Below are 16,004 nucleotides of genomic sequence, written 5' to 3'. Positions count from 1 at the left end.
GTTCAGCTCTCCGTTGCAAGCAGGTGGCGCAAGTCGCCGGCCACAAAGCCCGGCCCGCACAACTCAGCCAACCAGCCCATGTCTTCCTGCAGCGCGGCAGCCCCGCGTTCGCGTGCCCAGAACACCGGCCCACCTTCCCAGCGCGGGAAGCCATAGCCATTGACGAGCACCACGTCCACGTCGGTGGCGCGCTCGGCCACGCCTTCGGCCAGCAGCAGCGCGGCCTCGTTGACGATGGCCAGCAGCACGCGGCGCACGACTTCTTCGTCGCTCAGGCGGCGCGGAACCACGTCCTTCTCAGCACGGCATTGCGCAATCAGTTCGTGCACGGCTTCGTCCACCTCCGGGCCTTGGCCGCCTTCAGGATAGCGGTAATAGCCCGCACCGGCCTTGCGGCCCAGTCGGCGGGCTTCGCACAGGCGATCAGGGATGTGCACGTAGCGGGCATGCGGATCGCGCGTGGCGGCCTGGGCCTGGCGCATGCGCCAGGCGATGTCCAGCCCGGAGAGGTCAGCCACCGCGAAGGGGCCCATGGCAAAGCCAAAGGCCTGTAGCGTGGCGTCCACCTGTTCAGGCCAGGCGCCCTCTTCAATCATGAATTCACACTGGCGGCGGTAGGCCGCATACAGCCGGTTGCCGATGAAGCCAAAGGCATTGCCGGTGAGCACCGGCAGCTTCTTCAGCCGCTTGCCCACCGCCAGGCCGGTGACCAGTGCATCAGGCGCGCTGGCTTTGCCACGCACCACTTCCATCAGCTTCATGGCATTGGCCGGGCTGAAGAAGTGCAACCCAATGACATCATGTGGTCGCGACGTAACGGCTGCGATGGCGTCCAGGTCCAGGTACGAGGTGTTGGACGCCAGCACCGCGCCTGGGCGTGCCACAGCGTCGATCCGCTGGAACACCTGCTGCTTGACGCCCAGGTCTTCGAACACGGCCTCGATGATGAGGTCTGCCTTGGCGAGTTCAGTCCAGTCCAGGCTGGTCTGTAGCTTGTCTTCGCAGCCTTCGGCAGCGTTGGCGTTGAGCTTTCCTGCTTGCACCCGCGTGGCGTAGTGGGTGTGGATGCGCTGCGCGCCACGCTCCAGCGCATCGGCGTCCTGCTCCAGCAGCAGCACTCGGTAGCCCGCGTCAAGAGCCGCGATGGCGATGCCCGAACCCATGGTGCCAGCGCCAATCACCGCCACCTGTTCCACGGTGCGCGGCGTGGCATCACCCAGCGTGGGATGTTTGGCGCTGTCACGTTCGGCAAAGAACTGGTGCCGCAGGGCGAAAGCTTCACGCGAGACGCGCAGCCGCTGAAACATCGCGCGTTCGTCGGCCAAGCCGTCGTCGAAACTGACATGGGCCGTGGCGATGATCGCGTCGATGGCCGCCTGCACCGCAGGCCGTCGCTTGCCGGCCTTGAGCGCAGCCGACACGGCACCGGCCACCTCAGCACTTGGGGCCACGGGCACCGGGCGCTCACGCAGGATCTGTTTTCTACCCTTGAGCTGTTTGGCCTGTGCCACGGCGACCCTGCGCAGATCGCCGGTGGCGATGTGATCCACCAGTCCAGCTTCCAGTGCCGCTGCAGCAGGCACGCGTTCGCCGGAGCAGATCATGCGAGTCGCGCGGGGAATGCCAACGATGCGGGGTAGCCGCTGCGTGCCGCCCGCGCCTGGAATGATGCCCAGCGTCACCTCGGGCAGACCGACCACCGTGCCCGGCGCTGCAACGCGCGCATCGCAACCGAGTGCCAGCTCGAACCCACCGCCCAGCGCCGCGCCATGCAGCGCCGCCACCACCGGTTTGCCACAGGCTTCGATGGCGGCGATCACTGTCGGCAGCTGGGGATCGATCAGCGGCTGGCCGAACTCCCGCAGGTCCGACCCCGCGATGAAGGTGCTGCCAGCGCCAATGAGCACCGCGCCCTGAAGGGTGTCGTCGGTGCGCAAGGTCTCGATGGCGGCCATCAGGCCCTGCCGCACGGCGGCGGACCCGGCATTGATGGGCGGGTTGTCGATCACGATGACGGCGATGTCGCCATCCCGTTCGAGGTGCACGTGGGGCCTCATGAGGGCACGCTCAAGTCAAGACGAGCACGCCGTCGGCAGCGCTCACGCCTTCGCCTTGGGCGCGCACAAACACAGGGTTGATCTCGGCCTCCACCAGGCGGTCGCCGAGCTGCGCGGCCATGCGGGAGAACGCCACGATGGCATCCACCAGCGCGTCCACGTCGGCCTTGGGTCGGCCCCGGAAGCCGTCGAGCAGCGGCCAGGTCTTGAGATCTTTCGCCATGGAAAGCGCATCGGCGCGGCTCAGCGGTTTGAGTTCCTGCGCGTCCTGCGTCAGCAGGCGCATGGTGGTGTCCTTGAACAACTCGGCCGTCACACCCCCCATGCCCAACAGCACGGCCGTGCCCAGTGCATCACGGTGCATGCCCAGAATCAGCTCGATGCCCCCGCCCACCATCTCCTGCACGATGAACCGATCTGGTCGCACGCCGGCTTTGGCGTGAACGTCGCTGGCCATGCTGATCAGGCGCTCGCCCACGGTCTCGGGCGTGAGGCCCACGGCCACGCCGCCCACGTCGCTCTTGTGCGTGATCTGCGACGAAAGAATTTTCAGCACCACGCGGCCACCGAGTTCGCGCGCGGCGGCTTCGGCTTCGGCTGGCGAGGCGACGATGCGCTCGGCGGCACACGGCACCTTGAAACGCGCAAACAGGTGTTTGGCCTGTGCCTCGTCGAGTGAACCCGAGGGCAGCTCACCCAGTTCTACAGCGCTCCAGATGTCCACTTCTTCAACGGGCGCCACAAAGCTGCCGACCTTGAACATCGCACTCAATGCAGCGGTACAGCTCTCGGCTGCCGCAAAAGCGGGCACACCATTGCGCGTGAGCAGGGCCCCCACTTCGGGCGCATGGGGGCTGATGTAGGCCATCACGGGCTTGTCCGAATCGGGCAGGCAGTCGCGGATGGCGCCCGCCATCAGCTCAGGCATGGCGAGGCTGGAAGATCCCACGATGATCACCAGCGCGTCGTAGCTCGGGCTGGCCAGCAGGGTGCGGATAGCACCGCGCAACAGCTCGGGGCGCAGACCCGCCAGCGTCACGTCAATGGGGTTGCGATCCAGCACCGCCTCGCTGCCGGTTTGAAGTGCGCGCAGTGCTTCGGCGGTAGCGGTATCGGGTGCGGGCGTCTCGAAGCCGGCCACCCCCAGGTCGTCAGACACCAGGGTGCCGGCGCCGCCGGTGCTGGTGAGAACGGCCACCCGCCGGCCCCGCAGGTGGCGCCCGGTGCCCAGGGCCACGGGGATGTCCAGCAGATCGTTGAAAGTCTGTGCGCGGATCACGCCCACCTGCTTGAACAGCGCGTCGTACATGCGGTCAGCGCCGGCCATGGCGCCGGTGTGCGACACCGCTGCCTGCGCACCGGCTTCCGAGCGGCCGATCTTGAAGGCCACCACCGGTTTGCCATTGCGCGCCGCCTTCAGGCAGGCCGCGCGGAACTTGGCCGGATTGCGCACCGTCTCGATGTACAGCGCGATCACCTGGGTGGCCGGATCGTCGGCCAGGTGATCGATGAAATCAGCCAACTCCAGGTCCACTTCATTGCTGGTGGAAATCAGCTTGGACAGGCCAATGCCGCGCGCCGCTGCCCGCGAGAGCAGCGAACCCAGAATGCCACCGCTTTGCGACACCACGCCCACAGCGCCCACCGGGAACTCGTCCATTTCCAGGGCGCCGGTGGCAGACAGCACGATCTGGTCGGTGAGGTTCACCAGGCCAATCGTGTTCGGGCCCAGGATGCGCATCTGCCCGGCGGCTTCCATCAGTTGCTGCTGGCGCCGAGCACCGTCTTCCCCGGTTTCGGTGTAACCACTGGCCAGCACAATGGCGGCAGCGCAGCCGCGTGCCGACAGCTCCTTGATGGCCACCTGGGCCCGTTCGGCGCCCAGCAGCACAATGGCCACGTCCGGCGTCTCAGGCAATGAGGCAATGTCGGCGTAGCACGGCAGCTCGCCGATGCGATCGGCCTTGGGATTCACCGGCAGAATGCGCCCCGCATAGCCGTGCTTCTGCAGATAGGCCACAGGCCGGCCTGCGGTTTTGCCGGGGTCGGCCGAGGCACCGATGATGGCCACACTGCGCGGCTGCAAGAGGCGGGAAATCGCGTTGATGGAGGCGTCCACGGTATTCACTCCTTGCTGGCGGCTTTGGCCAAAAACGCTTCCACTGAAGCGCGGTGCTCGCTGCTGGTGTAGCAGATGCCCTGCGCCTGGCTGCCTTGTGCAAACACGTCGTGCGACGACAGCTCGAAGCTCTGGTTGAGGATGGTCTTGGTCAGCGCCAGCGCCGTGCTCGATGCCTGGCTCAATTCGGCAGCCCATGCCTGTGCATCGGCCAGCAGCGTGTCTGCTGCGGTCCTGCGGTCCACGATGCCCAGCGCCAGCGCTTCGTCCAGCTTGACTTGGCGTCCGGTGAAAATCAGCTCCTTGGCCTTGGCCAGGCCCACGCGCCGCGGCAGGAAATACATGCCCCCACCGTCCGGGATGATGCCGCGCAGCACATACGACCAGGAAAAACTCGCCCACTCGCTGGCGATGATGAAATCACAGGCCAGTGCGGTGTCGGCACCCAGACCCGATGCCGCGCCATTGACCGCGGCGATCACCGGTTTGGGCATGGTGTGCAGCAAGGCCTGCGTGTGGTGCACGCGCTGCTGGCGGTGCCAGCCGTTGAAGCCCACTTCGCCGGCCGGCGCGTTCATGCGCTTTTGCATGCCGCCGATGTCGCCCCCGGCGCAGAAGCCCTTGCCGGCACCGGTGAGCACCAGCGCCTTGATGCCTTTGTCGGCAGCGACATGCTCCAGCGCGTGGATGAACTCGGTGCGCATGTCGTCGCTCATGGCGTTGCGCTTGTCCGGTCGGTTCAGCGTGAGGGTGGCTATCGCGTTGTCAACCGTGAGCTCGATCAGTTGGTAAGACATCCAGTTTCTCCAGTCAAAATGGGGTGAGTGCTCTTTTTGCAAATTCTTGAGGGTGGAGGGCTAGATGGACGAAAAGTCCGCCTTGCGTTCGCGAGCCAGCAACCACCGCTTCAGCGCGCTGAAGCCGGACCACAGCACCAGCGCGAAGCAGAACCCGAGGAAGCCGGCGCTGATGGGCCGATCCAGGAAAGTCATCATGTCGCCGCGCGAAAGCAGCAGCGCACGGCGAAGGTTTTCTTCCATCAGCGGTCCGAGCACAAAGCCCAGCAGCAAAGGCGCCGCTTCAAATCGCAGAATGGTCAAGGCATAGCCGACAGCACCGACGATTGCGACCATGTAGATGTCGAATTCGTTGTTGTGCACGCTGTAGGTACCCAGGCTGATGAAAACCAGAATCGCCGGAAACAGCACCCGATACGGAATGCGCAGAATCGCCACCCACACACCAATCAGCGGCAGGTTGAGCACCATCAGCATGATGTTGCCAATGCCAAAGCTCACGATCAGGCCCCAGAACAGGTCGGGCTGTTGGGTCATGAGCAAGGGACCGGGCTGAATGCCGTGGATGATCAGTGCACCCAGCATGAGCGCCATCACGGCATCGCCGGGAATGCCCAGCGACAAGGTGGGCACAAACGAGGTCTGCGACGCGGCGTTGTTGGCCGCTTCCGGCGCGGTGATGCCCTCAATGGCGCCGTGACCAAACCTCTCGGGCGTCTTGGAGACCTTCTTCTCGACCGCGTAGGCCATGAACGACGCAATGGCCGCACCGGTACCCGGCAAGGCGCCAAAAAAGCTCCCGATGCCCGTGCCCCGCAGCATCGGCATGACGGACCGCTTCACATCGGCGCGGGTCGGTGTCATGGTCTTCATGGAAATCTTTTCCTTGACCTCCGATTCACGCACCTGATTGATGCTGGAGATGACCTCCGAAATCCCGAACACGCCCATGGCCAGTGCCACCAGACTGATGCCATCCATCAGTTCCGGGATGTCGTAGGTGTAGCGCGTGGCGCCGGAATTGATGTCGGTGCCCACGGTGCCCAGCAGCAACCCCAGCACCACCATCGACAGCCCCTTGGCGGGCGAGCCGGAGGCCAGGGTAGAGGCGGCGATCAGGCCCAGAAGCATCATGGCGAAGTACTCGGCGGGTCCGAACTTGAGACCGAGTTCGGCGATGCCGGGCGCGAACAGCACGAGCATCAGGATGCCCAGCATGGAACCCACAAAAGAAGCGATGGTCGTCATAAACAGCGCCACACCCGCACGCCCCTGCCTGGCCATGGGGTAACCATCCAGGCAGGCCACGGCAGATGAAGGTGTGCCTGGCAGGTTCAGCAAGATGGAAGCCGTGGAGCCGCCGTACTGCGCGCCGTAGTACACACCGGCCAGCATCACGATGGCCGCCGTGGGTGGGATGTGGTAGGTGATGGGCAGCAGCAGCGAGATGGTGGCCAGGGCACCGATGCCGGGCAGCACACCAATCAGGGTGCCGAGAAACACGCCGATAAAGCAGTAGAGCAGCGTGACCGGATCCATCGCCGATTGCAGGCCAATCAGCAGGCCATCAAGTATGTTCATGGTGTTTGTCTCTGTGGCTGGGGGCGGTTGTGACGCTCAGACGCTCCACGGCCAGATAGGCAGGACCATGCTCAGGCCCACCGCGAACACCAGGTAGGTCACCAGCGCCACGCCTCCTGCGATGAACAGTCGGCCCTTCCACCGTGTCTGCCGATCGGCCAACGAAGACACCACCACCGCCAGCACCGTGGCCGCCACCAGCCCCGCGGTTTTCAACGCAGCAGCAAAGACCAACAGGCTCCCCAGCACCAGGGCCATGGTTCGCCACTCCACCGTCAAGGGTTCGCCTTCGCGAAAGAAGGCCGGCGCGGCAACGGCCACACCCAGCACCGCCAGCAACAGCCCCAGCCCTACAGGGAAGTACCCTGGCCCCATGTGGGTCAGAGATCCGAACTCATAGTCCCGTGCCTGGAACGCGGCGTACAAGCCGATCGCGGACAGCGCCAATCCGCCAATGATGTCTCTCGAGTCTTTGCTTTTCATGGTTGTCTCCTGGCCCCTTTTTGGGTCTACCGTCGAGCTGCAGTGGTGTGTCTCGTCTGGCAAGCTCACTGAGGACGAAGCTTAGAAGTCAACGCCTCTTTTGAGATCTTTCAATTCCAACAGGTGGAATTGAAGTCAGTCGCTCAAGGTAGACTTTCGTTCCGTTCCTTGGAATGTCCTTGCTGAACAAAAAGGGCTGAACATGCAATCAAACGACATCGAGGCGATTGGGCAGTCGCCACTGAACCGCTCTGTGCTCAGGGGCGCGGAAATCCTGCGGGCCTTCAAGCCGGGCAGTGACCTGCTGGGCAACGGTGAGCTCTCTGAGCGCACGGGTCTTTCGCCCTCCACCGTGAGCCGACTGACCCAGACCTTGGTGGTGGCCGGCCTGTTGCAACTGGACCGGGAGGAGCGGGCCTACCGGCTGGCGCCCTTGGTGTTGAGTCTGGCCCACGCGATGCGATCGGGCTCGCTGGTGCTGGCCGTGGCCGCACCGCACATGCGCGCATTGGCAGAAAAGGAGCGTGTGAACGTGGGGCTGGCCTGTGCCGACCGGGAGGAAATGGTCTACCTGGAGTCCATCCGGTACAACCGGCGCGTGGCGCTTCGCAACGTGGTGTCGGGGCAGCGGGTGCCCATGGAGCTGACCTCACTGGGCAGGGCGTACCTGGCCACAGCGACCACTCGGCACAGGCAGGCGCTTGAGAAGACATTCAAGCAACGCAATGGCTCGCATTGGCCGGCGCTCAAGCTGGCCATCGACGAGGCCATCGACAGCGTGGAGAAGCACGGCTACTGCGTGGCTTCCTGGCAACCCGAGGTGGTGGCGGTCTCTACCCCGGTGATGAGTCCGGATGGCGTGTTCGCGCTCAATATCAGCGTGTCGACCCAGGACGATGCAAAACAGGTGACGCGGCAACTCGCGCCCAAGTTGCTGGCGCTGAAAAAGACCATCACCCGCGACATCGCGAGGCTCCATGCCTGAGAAGCAAACCGAGGCGTCACCCCCCACGAACACCGGGGATCTTTCGCCTGTGGCCCCCCTTCGGGAGCCGGTGTTCCGCATGTTGTGGCTGACCTGGCTGGTGGCCAATGTCTGCATGTGGATGAACGACGTCGCAGCCGCCTGGCTCATGACATCCCTGACCGACAAGGCGCTTTGGGTGGCGTTGGTTCAGACGGCTGCCACCCTGCCCGTCTTTCTGCTCGGGCTGCCCAGCGGCGCCATGGCCGACACCTTTGATCGCAAACGGTACTTCCTGGTGACCCAGCTGTGGGTGGCTGTGGTGGGGGCCGTGCTGTGTGCGGCCGTACTGATGGGCCTGCTCTCGCCCATGTTGTTGCTGTTGCTCACCTTTGCCAACGGCATCGGACTGGCCATGCGCTGGCCCGTGTTTGCGGCCATCGTTCCCGAGCTCGTGGCCCGGCCGCAGCTGCCAGCTGCGCTGGCGCTCAATGGCGTCTCGATGAACGCATCGCGAATCGTTGGCCCCTTGTTGGCAGGTGCCTTGATCGCCTCAGCGGGCATTGCCTGGGTGTTCCTGCTCAACGCCATACTTTCCCTGGTTGCGGCCATCGCGATTTCACGCTGGCGGCGCGTGAGCGTACCGGACCCTCTGGGCCGGGAGCGTCTGCTGCCGGCCATGCGGGTGGGCTACCGGTACGTCATGCAGTCACAGCCACTGAAGGCCGTGCTGTTGCGCATCTCGCTGTTCTTTTTTCATTCCACCGCTATCATGGCCTTGCTCGCCCTGGTCGCCAAGGGCATGAAGGACGGTGATGCGGCGACATTCACGTTCCTCCTGGCCGCGATGGGCGCTGGCGCCATTGCCGCGGCCGGGGTGCTGCCGCGCCTGAGACGCCGATACGTGCGCGATCAACTGGTGCTGCGCGGCGTCGCGCTGCAGGCTGCTTCCATGGTCGTCATGGCGTCCACAGACCATATCGCTCTGGCACTGCCTGCCATGTTCCTGGGTGGTGCGGCCTGGATCACCACGGCCAACTCCCTCAGCGTGTCCATGCAGCTGGGGCTGCCCAACTGGGTGCGCGCGCGCGGCATGTCCATCTACCAGATGGCATTGATGGGATCGAGTGCGCTGGGTGCCGCCGTCTGGGGCCAGGTGGCCACCGTGACCAGCGTTTCGGTGAGCCTGTTCATCGCTGCGGTCAGCAGCCTGATCACCATGTACCTGGCCATTAAATCCATGCCGGATGCCGGTACCACCGACGACCTCACCCCTCAGCGCCTGACACAGACACCGGCGCCCCCCCTGATCATCTCTCCGGGCCAGGTGGTCATCACCATCGAATACACGGTCGATCCGGCACGGGCTGCGGACTTTCGTCTGTTGATGAAAACCGAAGGCAGGCGCCAGCGTCTGCGCCATGGCGCCTTGTCGTGGGAGCTGTTGCACGACATCAATCACCCGCAACGGTTTCTGGAAGTGATCGTGGACGAGTCCTGGACCGAACACCTGCGGCGGTTTGACCGGAACACCGCCAGCGACATCTTGCTGCGGGAGCGCAAGCAGTCTTTTCACCAAGGTGCGGAACCGCCGAGGATCCATCGCTACGTCATGGAAACCACCGTGAGGGAGTGACGTCTGGGTTGCCAGGGTCCAACCGGCACCCAGCTTGAATCGTTCTACGAGGTCACGCCCTCGGCCTCAAGCGCATCCATTTCAGAAGGGCCGTATCCGAGTTCGGAAAGCAGGTCCCTGTTCTGTGCACCCACGGACTGGGGCGGTGTGTGTACCTCGGCACGAGCGCTGGAAAGGCGGAACGCAGCCACAGGTACCGTCAGGCCGGACAACTGACCAGGCGTCAGCGGGAAGCGATGGAGCAACTCACGTTGCTGGGTGTGTTCATCCGTCAGCATGTCTTCCATTCTCTGAACGCGAGAGACAGGCACACGAGCGCTGTTGAGCAACCGCTCCCAGTGCGCGATCGGCTGTGTCGAGATGATCCTGGTCAACAGCTCAGCCTCTTCGGCATAACCCTTCAGACGCTCCCGGTTGTTGCGCTTGACCATGTGCTCACAACCCAGCACCTCCCACAGCCGGCGTTGCTGCCGCAGGTTGGAAGCCGAGATCATCAGTGATCCATCCGCGGCTTGGTAGCAGCCCAGGGTGGCGAAGGGATAGCGGTTGCCCTTCTGCTCGGGGTGGGCTCCGTTCCACAGAAAACCTGTGAGGTGGGAACTGCACAGGATCATGGCCACGTCAGACATGGCCACGTCGACAAACTGACCTTTGCCATCGGTCTGGCTTCGCTGGAGCAGTGCTGCCAGGATGGCCATGGCAGCGGTGGTGCCGGTGGCATAGTCCACCACAGGGGCACCACACTTGACCGGGTTCGTCTTGGGCTCCCCGGTCATGGCCATCATGCCGGAATAGGCCTGGATGACACCGTCGTACGCAGTCAGCTCCCGCTTGGGGCCGGTGCTGCCAAAGGCGGAAATGGAACAGTACACCAGCTTCGGATTCAGGACAGCCATGTCGTCGTAGCCCAAGCCCAGAGACGCCAACGCGCCTGGCCGGTAGTTCTCGATCAGCACATCGGCTGTCAACACCAGCTTGCGCAGAATGTCGCGTCCCTTTTCCTTTTTCAGGTCAAGAGACAGCGCCTTCTTGTTGGAGGCCTGCGCCAGGAAGGCGGTGCCCATGCCAGCGTCATTGAGCTGATGGTCAGATCCCTGGTAACGGGCTTGATCCGGCTCGTGAGGCGACTCGATCTTGATGACCTCTGCACCCATGACGGCCAGTTGATACCCGGCAAAAGGACCCGCCAGCACGTGGGTCAGATCGAGAACGCGGACGCCTTGGAGAATGGAAGCCATGGAGACCTCGTCGGACAAAGAGTTGCAATGAGAACGGCTGGAACACAGCCACGCACCCAGGCTTGGCTCAAGGGGCCGGGCGTCCGGGCGAGCGAATCCCCGCAAGGGCCTCGCCCATGGGCGCTTGTCTCACTTGGCGATCACTTCTTCCTTCACCAGTTTGGACCAGCGCTCGATCTCTCCGCGAACGTATTGATCAAACTCCTGTGGCGTGCCCGTCTTGATCACCAGACCCTCTGCAAGCACCTTGCTTTTGAACAGTTCAGAGTTGGCAGCCTTGCGCGTGGCCACGTTCAGTTTTTCGATGACAGTCGCGGGCGTTCCAGCCGGCGCATAAAACCCGTACCACCCTTCCATGACATAGCCCGGCACACCAGACTCGCTCATGGTGGGCACCTTCGGATAGGCTGAGGACCGAGCAGCAGAAGTGATCGCCAGAGGAACCATGCGACCGCCCTCAATGAACTTTCCCACAGAGCCGGAGGTTGCAAAAAGCATGTCCACCTGCCCGCCCAACAGATCGGTGAGCGCACCACCCGACCCCTTGTAGGCGACGTGCGTGAGATTCAGCTTTGCCAAATCGGCGAACAGCGCTCCCGCCAGATGCGAAGACGTGCCATTGCCCGGGGATGCGTAGGTCAGCTTGCCGGGGTTCGCCTTGGCGGCCTTGATCAAGTCCTCAACCGACTTGTACGGGCTGTCAGCCCGCACGACCAGCACATTCGGCGACAAGGCGATCATGGCCACGGGCGCGAAGTCCTTCTCCGTTGAATAGGGCAGTTTGCTCATCAGGCTGGGGTTGACCGAGTGCGCAATCGACGACACCACCAGGGTGTAGCCATCTGGAGCGCTCTTGGCCACGAAGTCCGTCCCGATGACGGTACCGGCGCCGGCCTTGTTTTCCACAATCACCGGCTGCCCCAGATCCTTGGCCATTTCAGACGCCAGCGTGCGTGCAATGAGGTCCGTCCCCCCTCCGGGCGTGAAGGGCACCACCAGCTTGATGGGTTTGTCCGGGAAATTCGATTGGGCCAGTGACGGGCTTGTCAGCGAGAAGCTGATGGCCGTGAGGGCCACGGCTGCGCACGAGCGAATGGGGGTGCTGAGGTTGAGCGGCATGTCTGTCTCCATTGTTTGTGATGGTCATCCCCCTGCAGAAAAACATCGCAGAGGGCGCGATGACGATCTGGACTTTATGCCGATCAACTCACATGGGCACCACTGCAATTCCACAGAATGGAATTGCAGAATGCCACGAGAGCCACACAACCCGTTGTGCCCACAGGCTGGCAGCTGTGTACGTCCACTCGAGCGCAGATCACAGTCCGCTGGCAGAAGGGTGTTCCGCGTCAGCGATCCGTGTGGACTCACTCAGTCGTGGCACATGCAATCACCCCTCACGCAGCAGCACAGGTAAAGCTCTCTGCCTTGTTCGGATCACCCGTGCCGTTGAAACGGGGAAATTTCGGGTACTCGCACACCGGCCGTTGGAACAACGGCTTCATGGTGTCCGCTTCGAACTTCGTGGCCACGATGTGGTCAGGGGCGATGTCTTTTTCAACCCATGCATCCATGGCGGAAAGCAGGTCCATGGAGGAGACGCTGGTGCCGGGACCATCCAGTTCATGGCCCAGGGATGGCGAGGTCAGCATCCGGGCAAAGCCTTGAACCTTGCTGGCGCCCATTCGCTGTTTGACCGAATCCAGATAGTCGGCGGCACGGTACATGGACACACAGGCGTCGGCGGTGGCGTACCAGATCAGCAGCTTGCCGCCGTTGTCGGAAAACGAGGACAGATCGGGATCGGTGCCGTCGATCATGTTGGCCAGGCGCAGGTACTCCGCCTGGAACCGCTTGGGGTTGTGGCTCAACAGATCGGCGTTGGGGTTGTTCTCAACCAGTTTCGCGGCCTCTGAGACCGCCATGTGGTTGAAGGAATCGGGCTTCTCGAAGCTGGAGCCGAACATGTAGACCTTCCAGTCTGATGTGGCCGCGCCACCTCGACCGTAGCGCGGATACCCGGTCTCGCCCCGCGACACTTTCACGCCGGTGTTGTGCGTGGTGTAGATGAGCCGGATCGATTCGATCTGGCCTGCGGTGAGGCAGTTCGCGGCTTCAGCGCCTGCGCATTGCAGATCGGTGGGCACATACTTGCAGGCTTCGATGTTGCCGATGATCCCGTCCTTGAGCCCGTCCAGTCCATCGCATGCAGCCGTTTCCGCCTTGGCATACAGGGCGATCTTCTCTGGACTCAACCAGTTCTCCCGCGCTCCGAAGATGTGTTTGAGCACGGTGGGACCCAGGTTGGACTGATGCGCCTGCTGGCTGATGGCCGGCACCATGGCGATCACGCCGTCGTAATCCTTGGGGTACTTTTGCGCAGCGATCAGCCCCGAACGACCGCCGTTGGAGTGACCCATGTGGTAGCGACGGTTGGGGCGCTTTCCATAGAACTCCGTCGCAATGACGGTGCCCACCTCCAGCACCTGATGGTTGGCCTCAAACGCATGGTTGCGCAGCGCCACATCGCTGGCACCCCAGGCAAAGTTGGGCTCCTGGTGACCTGAGTCTGAACTGATCCGAACAAACGGCTCGGCAGAAGCACCCACCAGGCGCTGGTACCACGGGTCATCGGTTGGAATGAAGCCGTCAAACCCGCCGCCACCAATGGTGAGGGTCTTGCCGTTCCAGCGTGAGGGTTCGGGCAGCTCCACGGCCCAGTTGATGGTGGACTCGGGTGAGGACACGATTTGTCCACGCACCACGCACGCACCAGGCCATGCCTTGTCGTCCGCCTTGCGCAGTTCGGTGCGCGTGATCTTGGCAGCATGTGGCAGTGCGGCCGACCGGTAACTTTCACAGGTATTGACCGGGGGTTTTTCGGCATATTCCGTTCCACCCAGGCCACTGCATGCCACCGCCATCAAGGAAGACAGGGCGCCAAGAACGATGGGCCGGAGCCGGTGCCCGGATGGGTTGGCGCGCGGTTGAACAGCGGGGGCGTGAACAGCGGTGATGGGCCTTGCCGAGTTGAGCCCGCGACTGGCCTTGGGTTTGCTGATGATCATGGGTAGGATTTCCTGCGATGGCAATGGATGGGTTTCAGGGCGCCGGTCAAACGGCTGAGAGCAGCCACGCTCTCAACACGAGCCATGTCCACCTTCGGCGTCCATGGGGTTGACGGGTCCTAGAGAGTCAGGATACGAAGCAGGGCCATGTTTGAACCCTCTGCAAATGCAGAGGGAAAGGGAAAGTCCCAGGTCGATGCCAGGGCGCATGCGCATCACGGCTTGCGCAACGCCGCTTGCAACTCCACTTTGTTCCGCACACCCAGCCGCAGGTACGTGCTGCGCAGATAGGTCCGCACAGTGGCCGGCGTCAACCCCAGCTCGGCGGCAATCTCCTTGCTGGAACGACCGTTGGCATAGTGCATGGCTGCACCGAGTTCGCGCGGCGAAAGCGGCGAGCGATGATGGTTCTTCGCCAGGCTGATGGCCACATACGATCCGCAGGGCTCCATCCTCAAGCGTGCGCTCCTTCCCGCCACGAAGCTGCAAGGCAGCTTGGACAGAGCGCCCAGTAACGCTTCGGGAAGCTCGGTCCCACTCCACCCTGGGTAAGCGGATTTCAGCGCAAGTCCGATGCGAATACCGATGAACAGCAGGCTGCCCGTCTGGTCCGCCAAGGCATGGCCGTCCCAAGGTTCGCTCGGGGCTGTTGCCTGCAGTTGTTCCAGGGCGTGACGCCAATGCTGGAGCAGATGGGAAACGAATTCGCCGAACATGACCTCGTCTTGCGCGGAGAAGGCTGGCCGCGATGTAGTGCGGTACACCGAAACAAAAAACAGAAGACCAGTGTGCGGCATCTCCACGGTCACGGCCATGCACCGCGCAAGACCGTGCCTGTGGCCGAAGGCTTCGACGTCCGAGGTCGTAGACGCCGACTCGACCGGGTTATTTTGCCGAATCACCTTGCCCACATGGGCAATGGATTGCAGCGCGAAGCTGTCGTCCATGGAAAGACGATTCCACTCATCGGCAAAGCGCTTGCTGAGACCCAGGCTGCCGTGGAGCCAGTTGCGCGGTGCCACCTGGGCGGTGCCGGCAGAAACCTCTCCCCACCAGGCAGAGTCGAATGGCACCAGCCCATCCAGCAGCTTCAGCGAGGCTTCCAGAAGGGCTTGCGCAGGAACGGTCCGCGCAAGATCAGCCAGCCTCAGCAAGCCGCCGCTGAGCTTTCGCAATGGCAGCAAGACTTGTGATTCCATCGTTTCGAGCGCTATGGGCATGGCTCCATCCTCCTCAGGTAATGACCACCACCGCGCGACCTTCATTGCGGTGCGGACACCGGACCACGCTGCCATCGGCCAGTTGACGCAAGCCGGTGATGGAACTGGTGCTGTCTGTCTGCAAGGCGGCCCAGGTCACGCCTTGGTCTTCACTGGCGAGCAAGGTCCCGCGCAGCCCCCCGACCAGCAAGGTACCGTCCAGCAGTTGCACGCCCGCCCACAGACTGCCGGTGCAGCCCGTGTCCAACAACGACCATAAGCGCCCGGCATCGGTGGACTTCAGCAGCTTGCCCTGCTCCGCGCTGGCAAACAGTTCGCCCCGCTGACCTTGAAACAGATGGTAGAGGTTGAGGTCGAATCGCCGGGTCTGCTTGATCAGTGTGACCTGGCCCGGCGACAGCTTGTCGGCGTATTTGTCCACATTGGACGCATCGATGGTGTAGAGCGGCTTGTCGTCGCGGTACTTCCAGTGGTCCTTTCGAAGCTTGCCAAAGCCCCAGCCTTCGCCTTGTTTCTCCGGCACCCAGGCGGGAATGCTGCCGTCCTTGTTGGCGGCACGCTCCGCGCCCACGGCTGTCAGCGTTGTGGACAGCGCATCGGCGCTCTGCGCCATGACAGGCGTGGCCAGGGTCAGCGCCGAGATGGAAACACCCAGCGCAAAGCGCTGGCAACGGACCGACAGAAGCGGCCGAGGCAAGGGGGACTCAGGGGTGACATGAGGCATGGTCGTTTCTCCAGAGGTTCAGGCAAGGAATGGGGTCGGCGATCCGGATGAGAAGCTCTTTGAGCGCCTTGTCCGACTAAAACCGAACTGTAGTTCGGCTTTTACCAACCACACCTA

Annotated in this window: 12 protein-coding genes; 2 read left to right on the top strand and 10 right to left on the bottom strand. The window is 63.2% G+C overall.

The genetic code is table 11. From position 1 onward, the window contains the following. Nucleotides 1-2: 2 nt before the first annotated feature. From J2W49_RS19390 to J2W49_RS19370, 5 genes are read right to left on the bottom strand one after another with little or no spacing between them, the layout of a single operon-like run. On the bottom strand, nucleotides 3-2,057 hold the full coding sequence (locus J2W49_RS19390) for a 3-hydroxyacyl-CoA dehydrogenase NAD-binding domain-containing protein (RefSeq protein WP_310320184.1): 2,055 nt from the start codon (nucleotides 2,055-2,057) through the stop codon (nucleotides 3-5). A gap of 10 nt (nucleotides 2,058-2,067) precedes the next feature. Continuing rightward, entirely contained in the window at nucleotides 2,068-4,164 is a 2,097-nt protein-coding gene (locus J2W49_RS19385) for an acetate--CoA ligase family protein (protein ID WP_310320422.1), read from the bottom strand. Nucleotides 4,165-4,181: 17 nt separating this feature from the next. Then, nucleotides 4,182-4,973, bottom strand: coding sequence for an enoyl-CoA hydratase/isomerase family protein (locus tag J2W49_RS19380; RefSeq protein ID WP_310320183.1), 792 nt, complete (start codon nucleotides 4,971-4,973; stop codon nucleotides 4,182-4,184). A 60-nt stretch (nucleotides 4,974-5,033) separates the two neighbouring features. Beyond that, entirely contained in the window at nucleotides 5,034-6,554 is a 1,521-nt protein-coding gene (locus J2W49_RS19375) for a tripartite tricarboxylate transporter permease (RefSeq protein ID WP_310320181.1), read from the bottom strand. Nucleotides 6,555-6,590: 36 nt separating this feature from the next. Continuing rightward, nucleotides 6,591-7,037: a tripartite tricarboxylate transporter TctB family protein gene (locus tag J2W49_RS19370; protein WP_310320179.1), complete on the bottom strand. Its 447-nt coding sequence runs from the start codon at nucleotides 7,035-7,037 to the stop codon at nucleotides 6,591-6,593. Between the two features lie 202 nt (nucleotides 7,038-7,239). Between J2W49_RS19370 and J2W49_RS19365 the strand changes: the two genes are divergently transcribed. After that, nucleotides 7,240-8,022, top strand: a complete 783-nt coding sequence (locus J2W49_RS19365) for an IclR family transcriptional regulator (protein ID WP_310320177.1) — start codon at nucleotides 7,240-7,242, stop codon at nucleotides 8,020-8,022. Then, on the top strand, nucleotides 8,015-9,637 hold the full coding sequence (locus tag J2W49_RS19360; protein WP_310320175.1) for an MFS transporter: 1,623 nt from the start codon (nucleotides 8,015-8,017) through the stop codon (nucleotides 9,635-9,637). The genes J2W49_RS19365 and J2W49_RS19360 overlap by 8 nt, the downstream gene beginning before the upstream one ends. Before the next feature lie 44 nt (nucleotides 9,638-9,681). Here J2W49_RS19360 and J2W49_RS19355 read toward each other — a convergent pair whose 3' ends face one another. The 5 genes from J2W49_RS19355 to J2W49_RS19335 all read right to left on the bottom strand — a co-directional run bounded on the left by J2W49_RS19355 (nucleotide 9,682) and on the right by J2W49_RS19335 (nucleotide 15,887). Further along, nucleotides 9,682-10,875 (bottom strand): CaiB/BaiF CoA transferase family protein, encoded by a 1,194-nt coding sequence (locus J2W49_RS19355; RefSeq protein ID WP_310320173.1) that lies wholly within the window; start codon nucleotides 10,873-10,875, stop codon nucleotides 9,682-9,684. Between the two features lie 129 nt (nucleotides 10,876-11,004). Further along, a complete protein-coding gene (locus J2W49_RS19350; protein WP_310320171.1) occupies nucleotides 11,005-11,994 on the bottom strand; it encodes a tripartite tricarboxylate transporter substrate binding protein in 990 nt (329 codons plus the stop codon). A gap of 278 nt (nucleotides 11,995-12,272) precedes the next feature. Next, nucleotides 12,273-13,943: a tannase/feruloyl esterase family alpha/beta hydrolase gene (locus tag J2W49_RS19345; protein WP_310320169.1), complete on the bottom strand. Its 1,671-nt coding sequence runs from the start codon at nucleotides 13,941-13,943 to the stop codon at nucleotides 12,273-12,275. A gap of 215 nt (nucleotides 13,944-14,158) precedes the next feature. Continuing rightward, nucleotides 14,159-15,163 (bottom strand): helix-turn-helix transcriptional regulator, encoded by a 1,005-nt coding sequence (locus J2W49_RS19340; protein WP_310320167.1) that lies wholly within the window; start codon nucleotides 15,161-15,163, stop codon nucleotides 14,159-14,161. A gap of 13 nt (nucleotides 15,164-15,176) precedes the next feature. Then, nucleotides 15,177-15,887, bottom strand: coding sequence for a WD40/YVTN/BNR-like repeat-containing protein (locus J2W49_RS19335; RefSeq protein ID WP_310320165.1), 711 nt, complete (start codon nucleotides 15,885-15,887; stop codon nucleotides 15,177-15,179). Nucleotides 15,888-16,004 lie beyond the last annotated feature (117 nt).

The organism is Hydrogenophaga palleronii (assembly GCF_031457455.1).
In the GTDB taxonomy this organism is placed as follows: Bacteria; Pseudomonadota; Gammaproteobacteria; order Burkholderiales; family Burkholderiaceae_C; genus Hydrogenophaga; species Hydrogenophaga palleronii_A.
The sequence above is the reverse complement of the archived record's forward strand: the minus strand, read 5'-3'. Positions and strand labels throughout refer to the sequence as shown.

Excerpts from the sequence above, each read along its gene's own strand:
- J2W49_RS19390 (WP_310320184.1), bottom strand. The coding sequence starts at position 2,057 with ATGAGGCCCCACGTGCACCTCGAACGGGATGGCGACATCGCCGTCATC.
- J2W49_RS19380 (WP_310320183.1), bottom strand. The coding sequence starts at position 4,973 with ATGTCTTACCAACTGATCGAGCTCACGGTTGACAACGCGATAGCCACC.
- J2W49_RS19375 (WP_310320181.1), bottom strand. The coding sequence starts at position 6,554 with ATGAACATACTTGATGGCCTGCTGATTGGCCTGCAATCGGCGATGGAT.
- J2W49_RS19370 (WP_310320179.1), bottom strand. The coding sequence starts at position 7,037 with ATGAAAAGCAAAGACTCGAGAGACATCATTGGCGGATTGGCGCTGTCC.
- J2W49_RS19365 (WP_310320177.1), top strand. The coding sequence starts at position 7,240 with ATGCAATCAAACGACATCGAGGCGATTGGGCAGTCGCCACTGAACCGC.
- J2W49_RS19360 (WP_310320175.1), top strand. The coding sequence starts at position 8,015 with ATGCCTGAGAAGCAAACCGAGGCGTCACCCCCCACGAACACCGGGGAT.
- J2W49_RS19355 (WP_310320173.1), bottom strand. The coding sequence starts at position 10,875 with ATGGCTTCCATTCTCCAAGGCGTCCGCGTTCTCGATCTGACCCACGTG.
- J2W49_RS19350 (WP_310320171.1), bottom strand. The coding sequence starts at position 11,994 with ATGCCGCTCAACCTCAGCACCCCCATTCGCTCGTGCGCAGCCGTGGCC.
- J2W49_RS19345 (WP_310320169.1), bottom strand. The coding sequence starts at position 13,943 with ATGATCATCAGCAAACCCAAGGCCAGTCGCGGGCTCAACTCGGCAAGG.
- J2W49_RS19340 (WP_310320167.1), bottom strand. The coding sequence starts at position 15,163 with ATGCCCATAGCGCTCGAAACGATGGAATCACAAGTCTTGCTGCCATTG.
- J2W49_RS19335 (WP_310320165.1), bottom strand. The coding sequence starts at position 15,887 with ATGCCTCATGTCACCCCTGAGTCCCCCTTGCCTCGGCCGCTTCTGTCG.